The 14,108-nt window shown below is 63.6% G+C and carries 15 protein-coding genes; 2 read left to right on the top strand and 13 right to left on the bottom strand.

The window, feature by feature from the left end:
• Window positions 1-338: 338 nt before the first annotated feature.
• Entirely contained in the window at window positions 339-1,031 is a 693-nt protein-coding gene (locus tag CH306_RS16040; RefSeq protein WP_094647100.1) for a pyridoxamine 5'-phosphate oxidase family protein, read from the bottom strand.
• A 100-nt stretch (window positions 1,032-1,131) separates the two neighbouring features.
• Here CH306_RS16040 and pdxR point away from each other — a divergent pair, with 100 nt between their 5' ends.
• Window positions 1,132-2,529 (top strand): MocR-like pyridoxine biosynthesis transcription factor PdxR, encoded by a 1,398-nt coding sequence (gene pdxR / locus CH306_RS16035; RefSeq protein WP_094647099.1) that lies wholly within the window; start codon window positions 1,132-1,134, stop codon window positions 2,527-2,529.
• On the opposite strand, the gene murA is transcribed toward pdxR, so the two are convergent.
• Window positions 2,522-3,775 carry a UDP-N-acetylglucosamine 1-carboxyvinyltransferase gene (gene murA / locus CH306_RS16030; RefSeq protein ID WP_032393537.1) on the bottom strand — a complete coding sequence of 418 codons (1,254 nt, stop codon included), beginning with the start codon at window positions 3,773-3,775 and terminating at the stop codon, window positions 2,522-2,524. The genes pdxR and murA overlap by 8 nt on opposite strands.
• Before the next feature lie 54 nt (window positions 3,776-3,829).
• On the opposite strand from murA, the gene CH306_RS16025 reads away from it, so the two are divergent.
• Window positions 3,830-4,432: a cob(I)yrinic acid a,c-diamide adenosyltransferase gene (locus tag CH306_RS16025; RefSeq protein ID WP_094632236.1), complete on the top strand. Its 603-nt coding sequence runs from the start codon at window positions 3,830-3,832 to the stop codon at window positions 4,430-4,432.
• Here the strand turns inward: CH306_RS16025 and CH306_RS16020 are convergent, their stop codons facing one another.
• From CH306_RS16020 to CH306_RS15965, 11 genes are all read right to left on the bottom strand, one after another.
• Entirely contained in the window at window positions 4,433-4,870 is a 438-nt protein-coding gene (locus CH306_RS16020; RefSeq protein WP_094647098.1) for a DUF2550 domain-containing protein, read from the bottom strand. It abuts the gene before it with no gap.
• A 29-nt stretch (window positions 4,871-4,899) separates the two neighbouring features.
• A complete protein-coding gene (locus CH306_RS16015) occupies window positions 4,900-5,259 on the bottom strand; it encodes a F0F1 ATP synthase subunit epsilon (RefSeq protein ID WP_032393525.1) in 360 nt (119 codons plus the stop codon).
• A gap of 30 nt (window positions 5,260-5,289) precedes the next feature.
• Window positions 5,290-6,738, bottom strand: a complete 1,449-nt coding sequence (gene atpD / locus CH306_RS16010; protein ID WP_027497899.1) for a F0F1 ATP synthase subunit beta — start codon at window positions 6,736-6,738, stop codon at window positions 5,290-5,292.
• A 3-nt stretch (window positions 6,739-6,741) separates the two neighbouring features.
• Window positions 6,742-7,713 (bottom strand): F0F1 ATP synthase subunit gamma, encoded by a 972-nt coding sequence (locus CH306_RS16005; protein WP_045194485.1) that lies wholly within the window; start codon window positions 7,711-7,713, stop codon window positions 6,742-6,744.
• A 52-nt stretch (window positions 7,714-7,765) separates the two neighbouring features.
• Complete coding sequence (gene atpA / locus CH306_RS16000; RefSeq protein WP_032393523.1) at window positions 7,766-9,409, bottom strand: F0F1 ATP synthase subunit alpha; 1,644 nt, start codon at window positions 9,407-9,409, stop codon at window positions 7,766-7,768.
• A gap of 88 nt (window positions 9,410-9,497) precedes the next feature.
• Window positions 9,498-10,325, bottom strand: a complete 828-nt coding sequence (locus CH306_RS15995; RefSeq protein WP_045194484.1) for a F0F1 ATP synthase subunit delta — start codon at window positions 10,323-10,325, stop codon at window positions 9,498-9,500.
• Window positions 10,326-10,333: 8 nt separating this feature from the next.
• Window positions 10,334-10,894, bottom strand: coding sequence for a F0F1 ATP synthase subunit B (locus CH306_RS15990; RefSeq protein ID WP_032393521.1), 561 nt, complete (start codon window positions 10,892-10,894; stop codon window positions 10,334-10,336).
• 7 nt (window positions 10,895-10,901) lie between these two features.
• Window positions 10,902-11,141 carry an ATP synthase F0 subunit C gene (locus tag CH306_RS15985; protein WP_008715092.1) on the bottom strand — a complete coding sequence of 80 codons (240 nt, stop codon included), beginning with the start codon at window positions 11,139-11,141 and terminating at the stop codon, window positions 10,902-10,904.
• A 78-nt stretch (window positions 11,142-11,219) separates the two neighbouring features.
• Window positions 11,220-11,945, bottom strand: coding sequence for a F0F1 ATP synthase subunit A (atpB, locus tag CH306_RS15980; RefSeq protein ID WP_032393520.1), 726 nt, complete (start codon window positions 11,943-11,945; stop codon window positions 11,220-11,222).
• A gap of 441 nt (window positions 11,946-12,386) precedes the next feature.
• Entirely contained in the window at window positions 12,387-12,818 is a 432-nt protein-coding gene (locus CH306_RS15970; protein ID WP_045199492.1) for a hypothetical protein, read from the bottom strand.
• A 66-nt stretch (window positions 12,819-12,884) separates the two neighbouring features.
• On the bottom strand, window positions 12,885-14,096 hold the full coding sequence (locus tag CH306_RS15965; RefSeq protein ID WP_045194478.1) for a glycosyltransferase family 4 protein: 1,212 nt from the start codon (window positions 14,094-14,096) through the stop codon (window positions 12,885-12,887).
• Between the last annotated feature and the right edge of the window lie 12 nt (window positions 14,097-14,108).

Raw genomic sequence — 14,108 nt, 5'->3', positions numbered from 1 at the left:
CCACGAACACACAGTCCGTCGGCCTCGAGGGCAACTGTTCCAGCGTATCCCAGCTTGGTCTCGGACACAAGGCCCGACTCTTGGGGGACACAACCTGCCAAGCCACACGTCCAACCTCGTTCACCCAGTCCGTGAAGACCGGGTCGGTGTCCGTCGCTCTGACTCGACAAAAGTTACGCCACCAACCACACCAACGCAAATCGGCAGGTCGACCGAAGGTTTCGGGGCATTTGCGCAGCTCGACCTCGTAGCGTCACGTCATCGATCCCGCCGCACGCTGCAACAACCGCATGTGATGACAGCCACAGCCCGAACTGCCTCTCTTGCAACAGCGTTCACTACCGAAATACGTTCCGGCCCATGGCATCTACATGGTCCGGCACCGGTATGTCTTCCGCGAGATCCTCGGCAGGTTCGGCGTCACCGAGCGCCTCCCACACCGGGACGACGCCCGCCCACACGTCGCGCTTTCGAATGTCTTGGTCGTCGTCGACGGGTCCACCGGTCCGCGATTTCACCGACGCCTCGTACATCGGAAGCGCCAGTACAGCGGTCGCAGCAAGCTCCTTCCTCGTATGCGAACGCAGATGCGCGCTCCTTCCGGGGACCACCTGATCGACTATCGCGTCCAGCGCCCGAATCCGTTCATCGGCGTCCTCCACTCTGCGGGGCCGGCCGACCACGACGGCACTTCGGTAATTCATCGAATGGTGGAATGCCGATCGAGCAAGGACGAGTCCGTCGACGACGGTCGTAGTGACGCAGATGTCCTGCTCGGGAGCATCGATCATGCTGCGTGATGCCACTGACCCGTGGAGATACAGCGTGCCCTCCCTGTCCGGACCGTTGGGATCCACGCCGAACACCGTCGGTACGACGCGAGGCAATCCAGCCACGACCACGCCGACATGACAGATGCGCGCCGAGCGTAGGACGTCGAGCAACGTTGCCCGTTCGAGGCTGGCACGGTTGCTACCCCGCATCACCACGGTTCGCGCTGTCGGGGAAAGAGGCACGTCGTCGACTGTCATGATTCACAGGATGCGGGACAAGTGGCCTTCTGTCATGGTCCAATCAAGGCAAACTTGTTCAGGCCACTTTGCCGAGAAAGCCAAGGGATACCGAAGCTCCATGCTCCCGATCTCTCTGTCGATCACCATCGACCGCGCCGACTCTCGGACGCTTCCCGTCCAATTGGCCGATCGCATCCGATCCGCAATCGACGACGGAGAGCTGCAACCCGATTCTCGATTACCCAGTACCCGAGCACTTTCCGTCGATCTGGGCATTGCGCGTGCGGTCGTGGAGAAGGCTTACGAACAGCTCGTCGCGGAAGGATGGCTCGATCCCCGGCGCGGTTCGGGCAACTATGTCCGACGTATCCCCCGCGCAGGTCGGTCGGTGGCGGTGTCGCCGAGTGCACAAGCACCACCACGAACTCCCCCGCGCATATCGCTCCGTCCGGGAATCCCGTGGACTCCACCCTCGGCGTCGGATGCCTGGAAGCGTGCATGGCGCGACGTCGGCAGCACACCGCCCCCGGCCGACTATCCCGATTCTGCCGGCACGCTCGAGCTCAGAACTCGCGTCGCCGAGCTTCTGCGCCGCGCACGCGGCCTTCACACCACCCCGGCGTCGATCGTGATCACGACGGGCAGCATCCATGGTCTCGATCTCGCCCTGGGTGCGCTTTCGGTTGCCGAGTCGATCGAACATGTTCTGGCACTGGAGAATCCGGGCTACAAGTCCGCTGCTGCGCTTGCGACGCACCGCGGATGGTCGGTACACGACGTTTCCGTCGACGGCGCCGGCCTGATCGTCGAACAGCTCGGCTCGGCTCCCCCGCGGACACCAGCGGTGTACGTCACGCCGTCGCACCAGTACCCGACCGGGGCCTTCATGCCCATCGGCCGCCGGCGCGCCCTGGCAGACTGGGCCCGCGACAACGATTCGATGATCATCGAGGATGACTACGACTCCGAATTTCGCTACGGTGCAGCACCTTTACCCACTGTGGCCGAATTGGCACCCGACCGAACCGTCTACCTCGGCACCGTCTCCAAGACCCTCGGTGCCGGGATACGTCTCGGCTGGATGGTGGCACCCCGGTCGATGGTCGACCGCATCTCGGCAACGCGCCGCGCAATCGGCGATCTTCCATCGGTTCCCGTTCAGCAGGCAATGACGTCGATGCTGCGGGACGGCGAATGGGACAGAGCCGTTCGAACGGCGCGACGGCTCTATCGCACCCGCGACCGCATGGTCGCCGCAGCGCTGGCCAGGTTCGGCGAGCTCCGGGGAGTAGGAGCCGGACTGCACACGGTGTTGGTACTCGATTCCGACGCAGCCCGTGCCGTCGCTACGTCCTGCGCCACGAAGGGTGTGGACGTACCGACGCTCGAGCACTCGACCCGCTCACCCACAGCGCGCGGTGGAATCGTCGTCGGATACGGCTCCGTCACCGACGACGAATTGGATTATGCCATCAGCATATTGGTCGAGGCGCTGGAAGCCGCGCTACTCAGCTGACCCGCTCGATGCTGCCACCGAGTGCACTCAGGTTCTCCACGAATCTCGGATAACCGCGATCGATGTGAAACACGTCGTGCACCTCTGTCGTGCCGTCGGCCACCAATCCCGCGAGCACAAGACCCGCTCCGGCTCGGATATCGGAGGACCACACCGGCGCACTGGACAGCTGCGGCACACCGCGAACCACCGCATGGTGTCCATCGGTACGCGCGTCGGCCCCCAGCCTGATCATCTCCTCGACGAATCGGAATCGAGCCTCGAAGACGTTCTCGGTGATCATCGACGTGCCGTCGGCGACGGTGGCAAGCCCGATGGCCATCGGCTGCAGGTCGGTCGGGAACCCTGGATACGGAAGCGTCGCGAAATTGACCGCCCGCGGCCGCTCGCGCTGAACGACGCGGAAGCCGTCCGGCTCGCTGGTGACCTCGGCACCGGCAGATCTCAGCTTGTCCAACACCAACGACAGGTGCTTGGGATTGACACCACGGACTCGCACATCGCCACGCGTCATGGCAGCGGCGATTCCCCAGGTCGCAGCCACGATGCGATCGCCGATCACCCGATGGGTCGTCGGCTTCAGCGCGCTCACACCACGGATGGTCAAGGTCGACGTGCCGGCACCACGGACGTCGGCACCCATCTCGTTGAGCATGTTGCACACGTCGACGATGTCCGGCTCACGCGCGGCGTTGTCGATCACCGTCTCCCCGGTGGCCAGGACTGCGGCCATCAGGATGTTCTCGGTGGCACCGACTGACGGAAACGCCAGTCTGATGTTCGCGCCGCGCAATTCGTCTGCTTCCGCGACGACACACCCGTGCTGAATCTCGCTGCGCGCCCCGAGCAATTGAAGACCCGACTGGTGCATGTCGAGGGGACGCGACCCGATCGCGTCACCACCCGGCAGTGCCACGACTGCTCGCTTGCACCGCGCAACCAGCGGTCCCAACACGCACACCGACGCGCGGAACTGGCGAACTGCCGCGAAATCGGCGTGGTACTTCGGCATGGCAGGCGTGGTGATGTGAACGACCGATCCCTCCAACTCGACCTCACAGCCGAGCCCACGCAACACCTCTGCCATCAGTGGCACGTCCAGGATGTCGGGGCAATTGGTGATCGTGCTCGTACCCTCTGCCAGCAGCGCCGCCGCCATCAATTTGAGGACGCTGTTCTTCGCACCACCGACCGCCACCTCACCGACGAGGCGATTACCACCGTTGACCAAAAAGCGTTCACTCACGTCGACAGCGTAGCCAGCGGGACCGGCCGACACCCGCGCGGTACCGTAGCGCCCATGGCCGTCCACCTCACCCGCATCTATACGAGAACCGGCGACGACGGGACCACCGGGCTGAGCGATTTCTCGAGGGTGTCCAAGAACGACGAACGACTGATTGCCTACGCTGACTGCGACGAGACCAACGCCAGCCTCGGTGTGGTTCTCGCACTGGGCAACCCGCCCGAATCGGTCCACTCGGTGATCCGCACGATCCAGAGCGATCTTTTCGACGCGGGCGCCGATCTGTCGACTCCGGTCGTCGAGAATCCGCAGTACCCGCCACTGCGCATCGATCAGAGCTACGTGGACCGCCTCGAAGGGTGGTGCGACGAGTTCAACGAGGATCTTCCTGCCCTGACGTCGTTCATCCTGCCCGGCGGAACGCCGCTGGGAGCGCTGCTTCACGTATCGCGAACGGTGGCCCGACGCGCGGAGCGGTCGGCGTGGGCTGCTGTGCACGCAAGCCCGGAGACAACGAGTGCCCTGCCCGCGAAATACCTCAACCGACTCTCGGACCTACTGTTCATTCTGAGCCGCTACGCCAACCCCGAAGGCGACGTCCAGTGGGTCCCCGGATCGAGCCGCACGCCGGGTGAACCGGCTACCGACGAGAGCTGATCAGGCCGCAGGCCTGCGGCGACGCGAGCGTCCGGAGGGCCGAGACTCGACCCAGGACAGGAAAGCGGTCAACGCACTTCTGTCCAGGGCGATCTCGAAATATTTGCCGTTGTCGGACAGTTCCAACACCGCGATGTCGGGAGTCATGATGTCGAACTCGGTGTCCCGTGGGGCTCGTCGATCACCCACGTGAATGTCCTGCCGACCCAGGCGGTGGTCAGGGCCGGGGCGAAGACTCGACAGCTTGAAGAAGACGAGCGTGTTGTCGCCGTACCGGATTATGCCGTGGCGCCAACCTGCGCCGCCGTCCGACGGCAACACCCGCATGATCGCCGCGGTTCCACCGCGGCGAAGAACCATCAGACGGTACGCGAAAGCCGCGACGAGCCCTGCGAGCAGCACAACCAGAATGATCAGAACAATCAATCCGTAGTGCATCGCAGGTCTCGTCGCGGCTTCTCGTGAACCTAGGACCGCTCGACAGCGCGGATACGACCCTTGGCCACCGCAATGGCCTCGACGTCGTCGCCGTTCTCTGCCACTACAGCCCGTGCCGCCTCGACATCGATGTCGTCGGCGAAATCGGCCGATTCTGCCAGCACGGTGACCGTCTTGCCCGTCACCGACAGGAATCCACCGTGGACGGCCGCGATGAGCTTCTCGCCGTCCGTGGTCGTGATCGACACCGTGCCACCCTCGATCAACTGACCGAGGACGGGCTCGTGGCCCAGCATGATGCCGATCTCACCTTCGGTGGTCTGAGCGCTGACGATGGTCGCGGTACCGGACCACAGCTTTTGCTCCACAGCGACCAGGGAGACCTCCATGCCGCTCTTCTCGGAAGAAGTCACGTCGGTCTACTTTCCGGCCATCTTCTTCGCGGCTGCCTCGACATCGTCGAGACCGCCACAGCTGTTGAAGGCCTGCTCGGGAAGGTGGTCGTACTCACCCTTGGTGACCTTGTCGAATGCCTCGATGGTGTCGGAGAGCGACACGACCGAACCGGCCTCGCCGGTGAACTTCTCGGCAACGATGAAGTTCTGGCCGAGGAACTTCTGGAGGCGACGTGCGCGGCCGACCAGAACCTTGTCCTCTTCCTGAAGCTCGTCCATACCGAGGATGGCGATGATGTCCTGCAGTTCCTTGTACTTCTGCAGGATCCGCTTGACCTCGTTGGCGACGCGGAAGTGCTCCGCGCCGACGATGCCGGGCTCGAGGATGCGCGAGGTGGAGCTCAGCGGGTCCACAGCGGGGTAGATACCCATCTGCGAAATCGGACGCGAGAGCTCGGTCGTCGCATCGAGGTGCGCGAACGTCGTGGCCGGGGCCGGGTCGGTGTAGTCGTCGGCGGGAACGTAGATCGCCTGCAGCGAGGTGATCGAGCGTCCACGGGTCGAGGTGATGCGCTCCTGGAGCTCACCCATCTCGTCCGCCAGCGTGGGCTGGTAACCGACGGCCGACGGCATACGACCGAGAAGGGTCGACACCTCCGAACCGGCCTGGGTGAAGCGGAAGATGTTGTCGATGAACAGAAGAACGTCCTGTCCCTGAACATCGCGGAAGTACTCCGCCATGGTCAGTGCCGACAACGCCACGCGCATACGCGTGCCGGGCGGCTCGTCCATCTGGCCGAAGACGAGGGCGGTGTCCTGGAGGACGCCCATCTCTTCCATCTCGAGGTGAAGGTCGGTGCCCTCACGGGTGCGCTCGCCGACTCCTGCGAACACCGAGGTGCCGGAGAACTCGCGTGCGATACGAGTGATCATTTCCTGGATCAGAACGGTCTTGCCGACGCCGGCACCACCGAACAATCCGATCTTTCCGCCCTTGACGTACGGGGTCAGAAGGTCGATGACCTTGATGCCGGTCTCGAGGATCTCTGTCTTGCCCTCGAGCTGATCGAAGGCTGGTGGCTTCCTGTGGATGCCCCACTGCTCGCCGTCGCGGCCGAGTCCGGGGGTGTCCAGGCAGTCACCGAGGGCGTTGAACACGTGGCCCTTGACGACGTCACCGACGGGAACCGAGATCGGCTTGCCCGAGTCGACGACTGCAGTGCCGCGGACGAGTCCGTCGGTGGGCTGCATCGAGATGGTGCGAACCAAGTTGTCGCCGAGGTGCTGTGCGACCTCGAGCGTCAGGGTCTTGGCCACGGTCGGCAGAGTGATCTCTGCGTTGAGGGCGTTGAACAGTGCGGGAATCGAGCCGCGCGGGAACTCGACGTCCACAACGGGGCCGATGACCCGAACGACACGGCCGGACTGTGTGTCCGCTCCGCTCGCGTTCTCTTGGGCTACTGCTGCGGTCATTGCTTAGTCACTTCCTGCGCTGTCGGCCAACGCGTTGGCGCCACCGACGATTTCGCTGATTTCCTGGGTGATCTGGGCCTGCCGAGCCTGGTTGGCCTGGCGGCTCAGGGTCTCGACCAATTCGTTCGCGTTGTCCGTCGCTGCCTTCATGGCGGTACGACGCGCCGCGGACTCCGACGCTGCTGCATCGAGCAACGACGCGTAGATCCTGGTGCTGATGTACTTGGGCAGCAGCGCCGAGAGCAGAGTTCCTGCTTCCGGCTCGAACTCGTACTGTGCCTGCACATCTGCGTTCGGCGAGTCGCTCAGCGCATCTGCACCCATCTCGAATTCCTCGTCGGTGTACGAGATTTCGAGCGGTGCCATACGGCGAACTTCGGGCTTCTGCGTGAGCATCGACACGAAGCGGGTGTAGACGATGTGCAACTCGTCCACGCCCTCGACGGTGCCTTCACCGTTGGGAGCGTCGACCTCGGTGCCCGAGCCGGCCATGAACAGCTCGACCAGGTGCCTGCTCGCCTTGGCCGCGTCGGCATATCCGGGCTCCTGCGAGAAGCCCGTCCAGGCACCCTTCACATCCCGCTCGCGGAATGTGTAGTAGCCCAGGCCTTTTGCGCCGAGGACGTAGATGACCGGATCCTTGCCCTCGGAACGGAGCAGCTGGAACAGCTCCTCCGTCTCCTTGAGCACGTTGGAGTTGTAGCCGCCGCACATACCGCGGTCGCTGGTCACGACCAGAACTGCAGCACGCTTGGGCTCGGGTCGCTCGTTGAGCAGCGGGTGATCGAGCGAGCTCGATGCACTCGCCAATGCGGAGAGCACCTTGGTGATCTCTTCCGCATACGGCTTCGATGCGGCAACGCGGGCTTGAGCCTTGGTGATTCGCGATGTCGCGATCAACTCTTGTGCTTTGGTGATCTTCTTGGTCGAGTTGACCGACTTGATGCGGGAGCGAAGCTCGAGAATGCTTGCCATCTAGCTGTTCACGCTCCCTTCTGTACTCGTCTTGTCACCTGTCATCGCCGGCCTACTTGCTGACTGTCTTGCGGGTGACGTTGACCTGCTCCTGGCTGACCTCATCGGCGTTCAGGGTGTCGGCCTCCGCTTCGTTGACGACGCGGTTGCCGTCCGAATCGACGAATCCGGCCTTGAACTTCTCGGTCGCCTCGGTCAGTGCCTTCTGGTTGTCCTCGTCGAGGGCCTTGCCGCCGGCAATGCTGTCGTAGACGCCGCCGGCATTGCGGTGCAGATCCTCGAGCAGCTCGGTCTCGAAGCGACGGACGTCGCCGACGGGCACCGAGTCGTACGTACCCTGGCCTGCGAGCCAGATCGAGACGATCTGATCTTCGACGGCAACCGGGGCGTACTGATCCTGCTTGAGCAGTTCGACCAGACGTGCGCCGCGCTCGAGCTGTGCCTTGGAGGCCGCGTCGAGGTCGGAAGCGAACGCCGAGAAGGCTTCCAGCTCGCGGAACTGAGCGAGCTCGAGGCGAAGAGATCCGGAGACCTTCTTCATGCCCTTGGTCTGTGCCGCGCCGCCGACTCGGGACACCGAGATGCCGACGTTGATCGCGGGACGGACGCCCTTGTTGAACAGGTCCGATTCCAGGAAGACCTGGCCGTCGGTGATGGAGATGACGTTGGTCGGGATGTACGCCGAGACGTCGTTGGCCTTGGTCTCGATGATCGGCAGAGCCGTCAACGATCCGCCACCGAGCTCGTCGGACAGCTTCGCCGAACGCTCCAGCAGACGGGAGTGCAAGTAGAAGACGTCACCGGGGTATGCCTCGCGGCCCGGCGGGCGGCGCAGCAGCAGCGAGATGGCGCGGTACGCCTCGGCCTGCTTGGTCAGGTCGTCGAACACGATGAGGACGTGCTTGCCCTGGTACATCCAGTGCTGGCCGATGGCCGAGCCGGTGTACGGGGCGAGCCACTTGAAGCCGGCCGAATCGGACGCGGGAGCCGCGACGATGGTCGTGTATTCGAGTGCGCCCTGCTCTTCGAGTGCAGCCTTGACGCCTGCGATCGTGGAGCCCTTCTGGCCGATGGCGACGTAGATGCAGCGAACCTGCTTCTTCTCGTCACCGCTCTCCCAGTTGGCCTTCTGGTTCAGGATCGCGTCGATGCAGACCGCGGTCTTGCCGGTCTTGCGGTCGCCGATGATGAGCTGACGCTGGCCGCGGCCGATCGGGGTCATGGCGTCGATCGCCTTGATGCCGGTCTGCAGCGGCTCCTCGACGGGCTGACGCTCGAGCACCGAGGCAGCCTGCAGTTCGAGGGCGCGGGTCTCGGAGGACTCGATGTCGCCGAGCCCGTCGATGGGCTTGCCCAGAGGATCGACGACGCGGCCGAGGTAGCCGTCGCCCACGGGGACCGACAGCACGTCTCCGGTGCGCTTGACTTCCTGGCCTTCTTCGATGTGCTCGTAGTCACCGAGGATGACGGCACCGATTTCGGTGGCATCCAGGTTCAGCGCGACACCGAGGACTCCGCCGGGGAATTCCAGCAGTTCGTTGGACATCGCCGACGGCAATCCGGACACGTGAGCGATTCCGTCGCTCGTGTCCGTAACCGTGCCGACCTCCTCGCGGGAAGACTCCGGTGAGTAGCTCGCGGTGAAGTTATCGATCGCGCTACGGATCTCGTCGGAGGAGATCGTCAGCTCCGCCATAGTGTTTCCTGCTCTTCCTTCAAATGATCGCGGGGTGAAATGTCTCGAAAGTCGAGACGCTTCTTCTCGTTACTGTGTCCGTGTCGGACTATTTGAGCGTCTTTCGCAATGCAGCGAGGCGGCCTGCCCCGCTACCGTCGATGACCTCGTCGCCGATACGAACGACAAGTCCGCTGAGCAGTTCGGTATCGACCTCGACATGCACCGTGACCTGCTTGCCGTACGTGCGGGTCAAGGTGGCCGTCAGCTTCTCGAGCTGACTGTCGCTCAGTGGTGCTGCGCTCCGGACGTGTGCCACCGCGCGGTCGCGCTGTTCGGCGGCCAGATCGGCCAGACCGTTGAGTACGTCGGCGGGGGCCGCCTTCCCCGGACGCGTCACAGCCTGAACTGCGAGCGCCTCGGTGACCGCGGTTACCTTGCCGTAGAGCAGACGACCGAGCAGTTCGCGCTTGGCCTGCGAAGGCTTCGAGCGATCCGACAGGGCCTGCTCGAGCTGCGGGTTGGCAGCGATGATCCGTCCGAGCCGGAACAGTTCGTCCTCGACCGTGTCCAACTGATCCTGATCGGCCGCGGCGCGAAGCAGAGCTTCACGACCCAGCTCGACCAGCGAGTTCAGCAGGTCACGGGCGTTGGACCAGCTTTCGCCTGCCGCGGCCTTGACGATCGTCGCCGTTGCACTCGACACCTGGCCGGAGAAGACCTCTCCGGCCAGATCGCTTCGCCGAACGCCCTCGACCGACGAGTCGGCAAGAGCGGTACGCAACGTGCGCTGCGCGTCGAGAGTCTCGACGACGGCGAACAACTCGGCACCGGTCTGAGCAGCGACGGCTGTTGCCTCGCCTGCCGACGCGGACCCCAGAGCTTCGTGGGCGACCGACCGCGTGCGAGCGAGTGCCTCACGAGAAGTTGCGTACATGGTTCGACTCACTTTCCGGATGCGGAGTCCGCGGTGACGGAATCCAACTCGTTGAGGAAGCGATCGATCGAACTGGAACGCTTCGCGTCGTCGGACAGCTGCTCTCCGATGACCTTCTCGGCGAGTTCGACGGCCGTGCGTCCGAGGTCGCCACGAAGTTCGGTGACGATCTGCTGACGCTGAGCAACGAGCTGATTGTGACCTGCAGCCACGATCCGGTCGCTTTCTTCCTGCGCCTTTTCCTTCATCTCGGCGAGAATCGCCTGCCCCTGGGTGCGCGCTTCCTCACGGATCTGCGCGGCCTCGGAACGGGCGTCGGCCAGCTGAGCGTGGTACTGCTCGAGTGCAGCCTTGGCTTCTGCCTGTGCCTCTTCGGCCTTCTTGATTCCGCCTTCGATGAGCTCGGAACGCTCAGCGAGAACCTTGGTGAAGCGCGGCACCACGTACTTCCAGAAGAGGAAGCCGATTGCCGCGACACAGACGATCGACCAAACGATGTCGTAGGTTGCGGGCAGAAGAGGGTTGTATTCCTCCCCCTCCGCCGCCAGCAACGTAATCGCGTTTGTCATCGCGCTCTCAGAGAATGAAGCCGGCGACGAGGCCGATCAGGGCGAGGGACTCGGTGAATGCGATGCCGAGGAACATGGTGGTACGGAGCTGACCGGCCAGCTCGGGCTGACGAGCGGTTGCTTCCATGTTCTTGGCGACGACCAGGCCGAGGCCGATGCCACCGCCGATCGCTGCGAGGCCGTAGCCGATGGCGCCGTATCCGCTTGCGGTGATTTCCTGCGCCTGGGCCAGAACTTCAAGGCTCATTGGGTTTTCCGTTCCCTTTCTTCGGTCCACATCCGGGTGTCGGAAGTGGCGGTGTAGCTGGTTCGGTCAGTTGGTCGGTCAGTGCGAGTCGGCGTGCAGCGACAGATCGATGTAGATCGCCGTGAGCAGCGCGAAAATGTAGGCCTGGAGGAAGATCACCAGCATCTCGAACATCGTGAACAAGAAGCCCATGATGAGCGAGGGTGCAGCGAAAATCTTCAGCCCGGCCGACGCCTCGAAGAGGAAGAACTGGGTCGCGCTGAAGAACAGCACGAGCATGATGTGGCCGGCCAGCATGTTGGCGAGCAGACGCACCGTCAGCGTGAACGGACGGAGTACGAAGTTCGAGACGAACTCGAGCGGGATCAGCAGCACGTGCATCGCGGGCGGAATGCCCGGGATGACGATGGTGCCCTTGACGAACTTTCCGACACCGAACTTCTTGACACCTGCGTAGATGAACGCGACGTACGCGACCGCGGCGAGCACGATCGGTAGACCGATGCGGGCATTCGACGAGATGTTCAGAAACGGAATGACGGCGCTCGCGTTCACCGCGAACACAGTGAAGAAGATGGTCATGATGACGGGCAGGAACCGACGACCCTGTTCTTTACCGAGCACATCTTCTGCGACGTGGATCCGAACGAAATCGAGAGCGATCTCTCCGACGTTCTGAAGACCACGCGGAACGATCTTCGGGCTGCGGAGGGCAACCACCATGAAGATGATCAGAATCGCCGACATCAGGATGCGGATGAGCATCAGCCTGTCGAGCTCGAACGGGGTCCCCTCGAACAGCACCGCGGGAGGAAAGAAATCGGATAGTGACGGCGGACTGTATTCCGCAGCCAGGGTGGTGACGCTCAGCGGTCTCTCCCGTGTTCGGGCCGCAGCCGGGTAGCGACTGCGGTTCGATCGGACAATGACGATCTATCAAGTCGACGAAAATCGGCTCGCAATCGTCAGAGGCTGAGGCCCGGTCTTCATCGGCCAAGCGTCTGTCGGGTGTCGGCGACTCACGTCGACTCGGCAACTCTCAGGGCGGAACCTTACGTTGCCGAAGTCGATGACTCCGGGCCTACTGTAAGGAAGCTCACGCTGACTGCTACCTGCGGGGGTCGAGTCCGGGGAAAAAGTCTCTTTCGTCCCGGTCTTGCCCGCCGCTTGATGCAAACTTTATCAACAGAACTACGACGTTGTGTAGGCGGCCCTCAGCTTAACCGATTACGACAGGCTGTCGTACTACCGATCGTCGGTCTTGTCCTCGGCGGGGACGCTGTCCACGTAGGCCACCTTGGTCTTGACGACCCCGAAGACCTCCGCACCGAGAACGACGACGAGTGCTCCCAGAATGGTCAGTCCCAACGAGTAACGGTTGTAGAAGTCGGCATCCTTGAGTGCGACCAGCACGATCAGGGCGATCACCATCTTCACCAACCAACCGCCCAACAACAGGGCTCCGACCGCCGAGGCCGGGAAACGCGTGGTCAGAGCAACCGACAACGCCGTCGTGATGACGAAGCCTCCGCCGATGGCCACGCCGATGATCGATCCCCACAGGCCGGGCGTTCCAGCCGCGGCCACGGATATGCCCACACTCACCACGGTCAGCACCACCAGTCCGATGAGTCCGTATCGGACTGCGGCGCGCAGCGGCGCGAATTGATCGGGCATGGACTGCGGATTGAAGGTCACAGTTGTCGAGGGTACCCAGCACGCGACCGCGAACAGCCGACGGGATCAACCGCCCCGTCGAGCGCTTCGTACTCGCGACCCATGCGATCGATCCACCCTCAGTGTGGGTACAGCGGTGACGACCAGCGCGAACACCAGGCCGGCCGCGACCAGTAGCACCACGATTCGGCGATCCAACAGGGACGACCCCACCGCCCCGAAAGCGAGGACACCGACCCACAGATAGATCACCAGCACCACCCGGCGGTGCGAATGTCCGATCTGGAGCAGCCGATGGTGCAAATGCATCTTGTCGGGACTGAAGGGACTGCGCCCTGCTCGGGTGCGGCGGATGACAGCCAGCAGCAGGTCGAGGATCGGAATGAGCATCACCGCCCCGACCAGCAGCAGCGGCGACAGCAAACCCAACAGATCTCGTGGACCGTACGCCGTCAGCGGGATCCGCCCCGAGGCGCTCGTCGAGATCGTGGCCAGCGTCAGCCCGATGAGCATGGAGCCCGAATCTCCCATGAAGATGCGCGCGGGCTGAAAATTGTGCGGCAGGAACCCCAGGCACGCGCCCGCCAGCGCCGCTGCGATCAGCGCCGGTGGGTAGACGCCGACGTCGCCTCCCTGCTCTTGCAGCAACCCCACCGAGAAGATGCAGATGGCCACCGAGGAAATGAGCCCGAGACCGGCCGCCAGACCGTCGAGACCGTCGACGAAGTTCATCGCATTGACGATCACGACGGTGATCAGAACCGTCACCAATCCGGCCTGCAGTTGATCGAGAACCAGGGTGCTGCCCGGCTGACCGGGCTCGCCTCCCCACGGCTGATACAAGACGACCCAACTGACACCCATGATCACCAGCACGCCCGCTGCCGTTACCTGGCCGACGAACTTGGTGAGGGCGTCCAGACCCCATCGGTCGTCGATGACGCCGACGAGCACGATCACGAAGCCCGCGACCAGCGCGGCCGGGATGTCGCGGTTGTAGGCGACATCGAATCCACGTGCCAGAGCGGGCAGCTGCGACGCGAACAGCAGCGCAGCCAGCATGCCCACGTAGATGCCCACTCCCCCGAGCCTCGGGGTCGCCTGTACGTGGACGTCACGATCACGTGGAACGGCGACGGCCCCGAACTTGACGGCGGCTACGCGGACCCCGCCGGTGGCGAAGAACGTGACCACTGCGGCAGTGAGAAAGACCAGCAGCAGCTCGCGGATCGGAACACCTGCACCCAGGTTCGACTGAGCCAGCATTTCGACGCTCATGCGGCGCGGACA

It is taken from the genome of Rhodococcus sp. 15-725-2-2b (assembly GCF_002259075.1).
Lineage (GTDB): Bacteria > Actinomycetota > Actinomycetes > Mycobacteriales > Mycobacteriaceae > Rhodococcoides.
Note: the sequence above shows the minus strand (reverse complement) of the source record. Positions and strands in the feature narration are given on the sequence as shown.

Excerpts from the sequence above, each read along its gene's own strand:
- CH306_RS16040 (WP_094647100.1), bottom strand. The coding sequence starts at position 1,031 with ATGACAGTCGACGACGTGCCTCTTTCCCCGACAGCGCGAACCGTGGTG.
- pdxR (WP_094647099.1), top strand. The coding sequence starts at position 1,132 with ATGCTCCCGATCTCTCTGTCGATCACCATCGACCGCGCCGACTCTCGG.
- CH306_RS16025 (WP_094632236.1), top strand. The coding sequence starts at position 3,830 with ATGGCCGTCCACCTCACCCGCATCTATACGAGAACCGGCGACGACGGG.
- CH306_RS16020 (WP_094647098.1), bottom strand. The coding sequence starts at position 4,870 with ATGCACTACGGATTGATTGTTCTGATCATTCTGGTTGTGCTGCTCGCA.
- CH306_RS16015 (WP_032393525.1), bottom strand. The coding sequence starts at position 5,259 with ATGGAGGTCTCCCTGGTCGCTGTGGAGCAAAAGCTGTGGTCCGGTACC.
- atpD (WP_027497899.1), bottom strand. The coding sequence starts at position 6,738 with ATGACCGCAGCAGTAGCCCAAGAGAACGCGAGCGGAGCGGACACACAG.
- CH306_RS16005 (WP_045194485.1), bottom strand. The coding sequence starts at position 7,713 with ATGGCAAGCATTCTCGAGCTTCGCTCCCGCATCAAGTCGGTCAACTCG.
- atpA (WP_032393523.1), bottom strand. The coding sequence starts at position 9,409 with ATGGCGGAGCTGACGATCTCCTCCGACGAGATCCGTAGCGCGATCGAT.
- CH306_RS15995 (WP_045194484.1), bottom strand. The coding sequence starts at position 10,325 with ATGTACGCAACTTCTCGTGAGGCACTCGCTCGCACGCGGTCGGTCGCC.
- CH306_RS15990 (WP_032393521.1), bottom strand. The coding sequence starts at position 10,894 with ATGACAAACGCGATTACGTTGCTGGCGGCGGAGGGGGAGGAATACAAC.
- CH306_RS15985 (WP_008715092.1), bottom strand. The coding sequence starts at position 11,141 with ATGAGCCTTGAAGTTCTGGCCCAGGCGCAGGAAATCACCGCAAGCGGA.
- CH306_RS15970 (WP_045199492.1), bottom strand. The coding sequence starts at position 12,818 with ATGCCCGATCAATTCGCGCCGCTGCGCGCCGCAGTCCGATACGGACTC.
- CH306_RS15965 (WP_045194478.1), bottom strand. The coding sequence starts at position 14,096 with ATGAGCGTCGAAATGCTGGCTCAGTCGAACCTGGGTGCAGGTGTTCCG.